The following is a 7,512-nucleotide window of genomic DNA, read 5'->3' as shown; positions in this document are numbered from 1 at the left end:
CAGGTGTGTGGCCGGAGCTCGACGGGGTTTGCTGCCGTCGCCAAAGATGGGTCCCGCTACCCTGAGCCGGTTCGCCTCGCATGAGGCATCTTGGTTAGGAACACCCTGTTCCGCCGGATACGAGTGGATCAGCGAGCCCTCAAGCTCGCGCGACAAACCCGGCTCCCCGCCCGTCCGAAACATCGATCCCTGCCACCTTGCGGAAACTCCTCATACGAGTCGAGCTTAGAACGTCGGCACGGTTCGGGCCCACCCATCTGCGGCAGCGCGATGAGACACTTCCGTGCGTTTCGTAAGGGACGGTGAGGTCCAGCCGGAATTTCGGCGAGCACCAGAAGCTGGCCGTCGACGCTGTAGTGCCAGGATGGCGCCAGCCGCGGGCTCCGACAACGTCGCAATCGTACCGGCGCCAAGCTCTCCTTCGACGCCGCGGGTAGGATGTTGATAGGACGCCTCGGCGGCCAGCTTTTTGATGGCCCATTCAGGGACCGATGTCGTTGGATAGGCTTGGCTCTGAAATTCCGAAGTATCAACTACGCGATGACTGACCATCATCATATGGTCACGATTTTGCCGCAGTGGAACTGCCGCATGGCAGGACGATGAACGAGTCACCCGCCTTCGAAGTCCGGATCACGACCCGCGAGACGGGCAGCATTCTGCGCGCCCGACCGAGCGCGAGGTAGCCACCAAGGCCGAACTCCTCATCCGCAGGGTGCACGCGCGCGGCGAGTTGGTCGCCTTCAGCATCGCAGGGCCGGGCACCGCCGCCATCAGCCGGATCAAGGCCTACCTTGAGGATGTCCTGATCGAGGTCGCACGACTGAGCATCTGACCGCGTCTGTCCCTCCTGAGGGCTCACCTGGACCGGCGCAGAAACGGGCGGTTCGTGAACTCGTCCCGCCGCGCCCGTGCTCCTGTCGGGGTTCGGACGGCCTCCTCGGCAACATCACGGCCTGATAGCCGCAAGTCCGTCCTTCGCAGCTTTGCGGAGTTTGCGCAGCCTCTCCAGGGTCGCAGCGGCGTAGTCCTGAACCGGCTGCGAACCCGAGCGGGCGACATCTTCGTAGGCTGCCACCTCCTTGTCGAGGGCCTGTGCCTCAGCCTCGGCGTAGCGCCGGGAAAGCGCCAGATAATCCAGTGGTTCGATGTTCTCGACGATGCTCCGCAGTTCGCGGTCAAGCGTGTCGTGCACCTCGACTCCGGACGCCTTGGCGAGCTGGGCAAGCTCCGGCAACTGCGCCTTCCGGAAATCGCGGACGCGCTCGGCCAGAGCCTTAATGCCGGGCCTGACGTCCTTAGCCGCCGCGATGCCCGAGATGCGCGCCTGGAAGAGCGCCGAGGCGTAGGCCGCCTCGACGAAGCGCCTCCCAGCGTCGGGTCGTTGAGGGAGAGCGGGGGTTATGCCCCAGAAGGCAAGCGCCGCGAGGATCAGCCAGCACCTGGTCGCTGCCATCCGGGAACTCCCTGCATGTTGGGCAGCTTGTGGGCGATGCCCTGTCGCGGATTGGGCGTTATGGAGCGCCCCGCATTCCGTTCAGATCGGCTCGTTCGATCAAGCAGTGCACGCAGAAACTGCGAGAATGGGAGGGCGGTGCCGGTTCTGAGGACCGCGATGAGACGAGGGAGAGGGCTATGTCGTATCTGAAACTTGCGGGTCTCTCTATCGCTGCGGCGCTGGCGCTTGGACTGGGAAGCGGAGCCAAGGCTGCTCCCCTCAGCAATTCTCAGCCTGCGGTTGAAGCGTCTGGCGTGGCAGACGGGTTGGTCATCAAGACGCAGACCCTGGGAATGGAGCGTCGGCACAACCGAAGGATGGATCGACACGACCGGCGGATGCACCGACAGATGCATCGGCAGGAACGGAGGATGGATCGGCACGACCGGCGGATGGAGCGGCGCTACTGATACGATCCGTGGAACTGCAAACCAGCGCCGACGTCCACAATCACAGAGAGTTCTCGGTCAGGTCGCTTCGCGTGCAGGTCGGCCAGCTCTGATGGGTCTGGGTTCTGCGCTCTTCGTGGCGCTGAATGACGGTGATCAGGAAGGCCTTGCAACGAGCGGCTTTGGACATGAACCCTCATGCCACCGCCGGCGGCTTGAAGAAACGATTTGGGACACTCGCTGCCGGCCGATGGCTCCTGCTGCAGGGGTGCGAGGATGCCCGTCGGTGGCGGGAGCGTGCCTACCGCGAGGCCGCCTCACGACGAGCGCCTCGCTATCCAGCCGTCGATGAAGGAGGGTAGCGACAATGCCTACAACCCTGCCGATACGCGGAGCAGCGCGCTCTGATGGCCGCCGTGCAGCGTTGCTGGTGCTGGCGTTCTCGGCCGTATTGCTGGTCCTGCGCATGACGATCCCGCTCCTCCAAGTCAAGATGCGCGGTGCCTCTTGCGTCCTCGCGAACATACCCTGCGAGTTGCTCGGACCGTGACACACGGCTGATGCCGCAGCCCAGGTGTCGCTGGGTGATGGCGCAGGCTGAGAGGCCGGCCGCCTTCAACTCGGACGCAACCGGCACTGTCGCGGATTGGGCCTTATGGGATGAGACATCCTTGGCTTTCACCCGCTCCACTTGCTGCTTGCGAGCCCCTAGCGCCGCTCGACCGATGTCCACGCCTTAATCAAGCAGAGCACGCGGGAACTGCAAGAATGAGAGGCGGTTCCGTTCTTGAGCCGGCCAATCGTTGATCCGCTGCCGGTCGGCACCTTTGAGGTTCAAGCGCTTCCGCAGTGCGGGCTTGTCATGAGCGACATCGACGACCCCTTCACCAACGAGCAACTGACCGAGCTGGCTCTGATGCAGGCGGAGAGTACAGCCCAGACCGGAAAGGCCCTGACGGCGACGGCACATCAGGCCATCGCGGGATTGGTGATGAGCGCGCTTCTGGTGCACGAGCTGGAGCGCCTCGGCCTCGTGGACCACGACGCTCTGAGGGCAGAGGCTGTTCAGCGAGCGCGGTCGATCCAACCGCCGGACGTGGGGGTCAGCGTCGCCCAGGTCATCAAGACCATCTTCGACGGGGAGGCGCCTGCCGCGCCGGGCGCAGACCTCACCATCGTCAATGGCAGCCTGACAGACGCGAAGCACTGACGCCGCAGCTTGGGCGTGTCGTCCGCGTGCGAGAGGCATCAGCGCCTGTGCTGCGAGACGTCACAACGTATAGCGGCAGACAAGCCGCGAGCGAGGCACGCACAAAGAATTGAACGTGCTTGTCCCATTTGATCAAGCACGGTTGTCTGCATGTGATCATCTGGCGGCGGGAGGATATTGCTATGCTCTCCTCTGTCGCACTACCTACCAAAGGTGACCCGAGCGGGGCGGCCGCGGGCGAGGATTTTGACGCGGCTGAGAAAGCTCCTCCTGCCGGTTTCACCCAGCTTGACATCGTGCAGGCGCTCCACACAGTCCTGATCGAACTCGGGGTCGATCTCGACGACCTCCTCACCGAAGCAGACCTCGATCCACGGCTCTTCAACGGCATCCACAGGCTCGTCTCGTTCACGGCCCTCGGCCGCCTGATCGCTCTGGCCGCCGAGCGCACGCGCTGCCCCCATCTCGGCCTCCTGGTCGGGCAGCGCACCACGCTGGCCTCGCTCGGCCTACTCGGCCTGCTGATGCGCAACTCGGACACGGTGGGCGACGCAATGCGAGCACTCGAAGCCCATCTGTGCGTGCAGAACCGCGGCTCGGCGGTCGGCCTCGGCGTTCACGACGACATCGCCGTCCTCAGCTATGCCCCTCACCAGCCGGAAGCCGAAGGCGCCGCCCATCACGCGGAACGCGGGCTTGCCATGGCGACCAGTCTTCTACGGGCGCTGTGCGGGTCCGACTGGGTTCCCCTGGAGGCGCTGCTGCCGCGCTTGGCGCCGCGCGATACGGCACCGTATGCCAGCTTCTTTCGCGCACCCGTCCGGTTCGGCGCGGAAACCGCCGCCTTGGTGTTTCCAGCAGAACTCCTGGAGCAGCGGATCGCGGGTGCGGACCTGTCCGTTCGTCAAAGAGTAGAGGATCGCATCTGCCGGCTTGAGGCCGCGGAGCCTTCCTCGCTGACGGACAAGCTTCGTGAGTACCTCCAAACCGCGGTAACCCGGCAACGCTGCCAAGCGAAGCGCGTGGCTCGCCTGCGGCTGGTGACCCGCCGCACCTTGAGCCGTCGCCTGCGAGCCGAGGGCACGAGCTTCCGGCGGCTCGCCAACGAGGCCCAGTTCCGGGTGGCCAAGAAGCTCCTGGCCGATACCTGCATGAGCATGACGCAGATCTCGGCTGCCCTAAGCTTCTCCGAGCCGGCCGCCTTCACGCACGCCTTCCGACGCTGGGCGGGCATGGCGCCGAGTGCGTGGCGGCAGGCCAACCGGCCAGCGACGAACCTCGGTCGGTAGCAAGAAGCAGACCCTCACCCGGACCAGACACGGCAACCGTTCCAATAGGATCTGTGGAGGATGTCGCGATGGGAGGTGCACGTTCCATGGCGGCCGCAGCGCTCGGGCTGAGCCTTGCCTCAGCCGGGGTGTCGGACACGCTGGCAGCGGGGAGCGGTCTCGCTGCCTATCAAGGCGCTTGGGTGTTGGAGGGGCGCGACTGTGCGGACGTCTATTCCTCCGCGGGCAAAGGGACCTCGTTCAAGAAGCCGGTCGACATTTTCGCACCGGCCTTCATCGTCTCCGGCAAGCGCCTGAGAACCCCGATGGCAACGTGCAGCATCAAGTCGGTTCGACCGTCCGGAGACCGTCAGCTTCTCCTCCTCGACTGTGCGAACGCCGTGGCAGGTCAGGAGGTGAAGGTTTACATGACGCCTCAGCCGGACGGCGCCCTAAGACGCTACTACGATGCTCAAGACCCGACAGGGACCGGCTACCAGCGCTGCTCACAATGAGACGCAGGATATTGGGAAATTGGCCTTTTGCTGAGCGTTCGCTGTTCCAATAGGGCTTGCTCTACCGGATCTTAGCAGAGGCGCAGCGCCGCTCGCCGCTTGGGTGTTACGGAGCAAGCCGCCTCACGTAAGCGCGTTTATGGGGCCGGGGGTCACCGCTCGCAACCTCGTTGGGACTAGCGTTTTTCGCTCGCAATTGACGAGGTACGCTCTCTCGGCCGCACAACTGGTCGGGACAGCTTAGACGATGCAGAGCCTCGACACTCTGAGCCCGCTGTTCGACCGTCTGACTCACGATGAGGCGGAGATACTGAAGCAGCGCATCGACGTCGGCTATTTCCGCCCCGGCGCAGTGATTGTGCGTCAGGGGCAGGCATCCGACTTCCTGCACGTCGTCATCAAGGGTGCTGTCGAAGCTCGCCACGGTGCAGCGCTCCACGACCTCCTCGGCGCAGGCGATATCTTCGACGCGCGCAGTCGTACAGAGCGAAGCGAGCGAGGATTTCGTCGCAGCAGAGGAGACACTCTGCTTCCTACTTCCTCGAAATAGCATTCTCGACCTCGTTCACCGCAACGACGGGTTTGCCGCCTTCTTCTACGCCGAGCTCTCGCGAAAGCTGGACGCGCTTTCGATACCGCGCGATCCCAGAGGGATGGACTCGGTGCTCGGCACCCGCATCCGCGATGCACGATACAGCGAGGCCGTCTTCATCGATGGTTCCGCCACCTTGGAGGCGGCGGCGCACGCCATGCTCGAAGCCGATACCGACGCTGTGTTCGTCGATGAGCGCGGGCGGATCGGAGTCGTAACCGGCCTGAAGCTAACGCGAGCCTGCATGATCCGGCGCCTGCCCCCGGAAACGCCGGTGCGCGAGATCGCGCAGTTCGAGGTGGTCTCGATCGAGGCCGACCAGCTTCTCGTCGATGCCCTACTGATCATGACGCGGTCCAACAAGCGACGGATCGCGGTGACTGCGGATGGACGTTATGTCGGGCTGTTGCGCGACCTCGACATCCTCGGGCTCTTCGCCGGCAATTCGCAGCTGATTCCCGGTCGGATTGCGCGGGCGACATCGGCCGCCGACCTTGCCGGGGCAGCACAGGACATCCAGGACCAGGTCGAACGCCTCCATCGTCAGAGGGGGTGCGCGTCGAGGCCATCAACGGCATCACGGCCGATCTCAACAGCCGACTGCATGGCAAGCTCTTCGAGATCGTCGCGCCTCCTACAATCCGTGAAGCTAGCTGCCTGATCCTGATGCGATCCGAGGGGCGCGGCGAGCAGAGCGTGCGCACCGACCAGGACAATGGCCTGCTTCTGGCCTGGCCGGTTCCTGAGGCTGACCTCGCGGCATTCCGGATTGACTTCATGCAGGCTCTGAAGGGCTTCGGCTTCCCACCCTGCCCGGGCAACATCATGGTGCGCAACCCACTTTGGTCGCGGTCGCTCGACGACTACCTGGCGCAACTGCGAGCCTGGGTTCACTCGGCCGACAGTGACGCCGCCATGAACCTGTCGATCTTTGCCGACGCCGTCGCAGTAGCGGGCAATGCCGACGTGCTCGCCCGCGCCAAGGCAGAGCTGGTCGCGCTGTTCCGGGGAGAGACTCGGCTCCTGGCACAGGTTGCCAAGTTGATCGATCTGTTCGCCACAGACGATCTGGGGGTGCTCAGTGCCGTCTTCGCCACGATTGGTTTCCCGCAGAAGGACATCGATCTGAAGCGCGACGGTACCTTCCCCATCATCCACGGCATGCGAGTATTGTCCCTTGAGCACGATACCTTAGCCGGTTCGACGAGGCAGCGCGCTGAGGCTCTCGTCGCGCGGCGCGCTGGACGCCCGGTTCGCTGAAGAGATCCTCAGCGCACTGACGATCTTCATGAACCTCAGGCTCTCGGCGCAGATCGAGGCAAGGCATCGGGGCCAGACCGACGCCACTTCCGCCGTCAACGTCGGTGCTCTACCGACCGTCGAGCGGGACATGCTGCGCGACGCGCTACGCATCGTGCGTCGTTTTCGCGAGTTGATCCATCTCCGCTACAGCCTCCAGGGGCTTTGACATGCTCCGCAGAGTGCGGCGCGCTATCGACCGAGCACGGCTTGCCGATCCCCGCTACGCCTTCCTGTTCGACGACGCTCCCCCCGACGAGGTCGTAGCCGTGGACTGCGAGACCACAGGGCTCGACCCGCGCAAGAACGAGATCATCACGATTGCTGCGACCCGCATCCGTGGCGAGCGCATTCTGACGAGCGAGCGCTTCGAAGCACGGCGGCTTTATCGAGTCAGCAGGTTGGCGGTGAACTGGCACCAGAATGTGTTGCGCTCGTGTTGAACGGAACTGCCGACTGGGGAACGTAACCCGTTGTAAAATCAGAGTTCGTGTTGCGATGTGTTGCAAGCCTCCTCCCGGCGGTTTTGGGCATGAAAAGGCCCGCTAAGTCATTGACCGGGCGGGCAAAATCTGTGGTGCGCGCGCTGGGACTCGAACCCAGGACCTACAGATTAAAAGTCCATCGCTCGAAGAGCATAGCTGTCTGGTGGTGGAACGTTGTTGGGATCAGGTGCGTTGGGCAATCGAGGAGCATGCCTGGCGCTTTGACGGCGTCCGTCGCCGCGTCTCCCGCCGGAGG

Annotated in this window: 7 protein-coding genes and 1 pseudogene; 7 read left to right on the top strand and 1 reads right to left on the bottom strand. The window is 64.1% G+C overall.

Annotated features, from left to right (window positions below; all coding sequences use genetic code 11):
* Positions 1 to 949: 949 nt before the first annotated feature.
* Positions 950 to 1,456, bottom strand: a complete 507-nt coding sequence (locus WDW90_RS33175; protein WP_336491908.1) for a DUF4142 domain-containing protein — start codon at positions 1,454 to 1,456, stop codon at positions 950 to 952.
* A 1,293-nt stretch (positions 1,457 to 2,749) separates the two neighbouring features.
* On the opposite strand from WDW90_RS33175, the gene WDW90_RS33170 reads away from it, so the two are divergent.
* The 7 genes and pseudogenes from WDW90_RS33170 (at position 2,750) to WDW90_RS33135 (ending at position 7,214) form a co-directional block, all read left to right on the top strand.
* Positions 2,750 to 3,097: a hypothetical protein gene (locus WDW90_RS33170; RefSeq protein WP_336491906.1), complete on the top strand. Its 348-nt coding sequence runs from the start codon at positions 2,750 to 2,752 to the stop codon at positions 3,095 to 3,097.
* A 182-nt stretch (positions 3,098 to 3,279) separates the two neighbouring features.
* Positions 3,280 to 4,386 carry an AraC family transcriptional regulator gene (locus tag WDW90_RS33165; RefSeq protein ID WP_336491905.1) on the top strand — a complete coding sequence of 369 codons (1,107 nt, stop codon included), beginning with the start codon at positions 3,280 to 3,282 and terminating at the stop codon, positions 4,384 to 4,386.
* An 86-nt stretch (positions 4,387 to 4,472) separates the two neighbouring features.
* Entirely contained in the window at positions 4,473 to 4,880 is a 408-nt protein-coding gene (locus WDW90_RS33160) for a hypothetical protein (protein WP_336491903.1), read from the top strand.
* 247 nt (positions 4,881 to 5,127) lie between these two features.
* Positions 5,128 to 5,430 carry a cyclic nucleotide-binding domain-containing protein gene (locus tag WDW90_RS33155; protein ID WP_336491902.1) on the top strand — a complete coding sequence of 101 codons (303 nt, stop codon included), beginning with the start codon at positions 5,128 to 5,130 and terminating at the stop codon, positions 5,428 to 5,430.
* A gap of 103 nt (positions 5,431 to 5,533) precedes the next feature.
* Positions 5,534 to 6,133 carry a CBS domain-containing protein gene (locus WDW90_RS33150; protein ID WP_336491901.1) on the top strand — a complete coding sequence of 200 codons (600 nt, stop codon included), beginning with the start codon at positions 5,534 to 5,536 and terminating at the stop codon, positions 6,131 to 6,133.
* Positions 6,025 to 6,940 (top strand): annotated as a pseudogene (locus WDW90_RS33145) (putative nucleotidyltransferase substrate binding domain-containing protein). Before WDW90_RS33150 ends, WDW90_RS33145 begins: the two are co-directional and overlap by 109 nt.
* Position 6,941: 1 nt before the next feature.
* On the top strand, positions 6,942 to 7,214 hold the full coding sequence (locus WDW90_RS33135; RefSeq protein WP_336491898.1) for an exonuclease domain-containing protein: 273 nt from the start codon (positions 6,942 to 6,944) through the stop codon (positions 7,212 to 7,214).
* Positions 7,215 to 7,512 lie beyond the last annotated feature (298 nt).

The organism is Methylobacterium nigriterrae (assembly GCF_037106235.1).
Lineage (GTDB): Bacteria > Pseudomonadota > Alphaproteobacteria > Rhizobiales > Beijerinckiaceae > Methylobacterium > Methylobacterium nigriterrae.
This window is presented reverse-complemented; position numbering and strand designations above follow the sequence as displayed.

What these genes read in the sequence shown, in the direction of transcription:
- WDW90_RS33175 (WP_336491908.1), bottom strand. Translation starts at nt 1,456, where the DNA reads ATGGCAGCGACCAGGTGCTGGCTGATCCTCGCGGCGCTTGCCTTCTGG.
- WDW90_RS33170 (WP_336491906.1), top strand. Translation starts at nt 2,750, where the DNA reads ATGAGCGACATCGACGACCCCTTCACCAACGAGCAACTGACCGAGCTG.
- WDW90_RS33165 (WP_336491905.1), top strand. Translation starts at nt 3,280, where the DNA reads ATGCTCTCCTCTGTCGCACTACCTACCAAAGGTGACCCGAGCGGGGCG.
- WDW90_RS33160 (WP_336491903.1), top strand. Translation starts at nt 4,473, where the DNA reads ATGGCGGCCGCAGCGCTCGGGCTGAGCCTTGCCTCAGCCGGGGTGTCG.
- WDW90_RS33155 (WP_336491902.1), top strand. Translation starts at nt 5,128, where the DNA reads ATGCAGAGCCTCGACACTCTGAGCCCGCTGTTCGACCGTCTGACTCAC.
- WDW90_RS33150 (WP_336491901.1), top strand. Translation starts at nt 5,534, where the DNA reads ATGGACTCGGTGCTCGGCACCCGCATCCGCGATGCACGATACAGCGAG.
- WDW90_RS33135 (WP_336491898.1), top strand. Translation starts at nt 6,942, where the DNA reads ATGCTCCGCAGAGTGCGGCGCGCTATCGACCGAGCACGGCTTGCCGAT.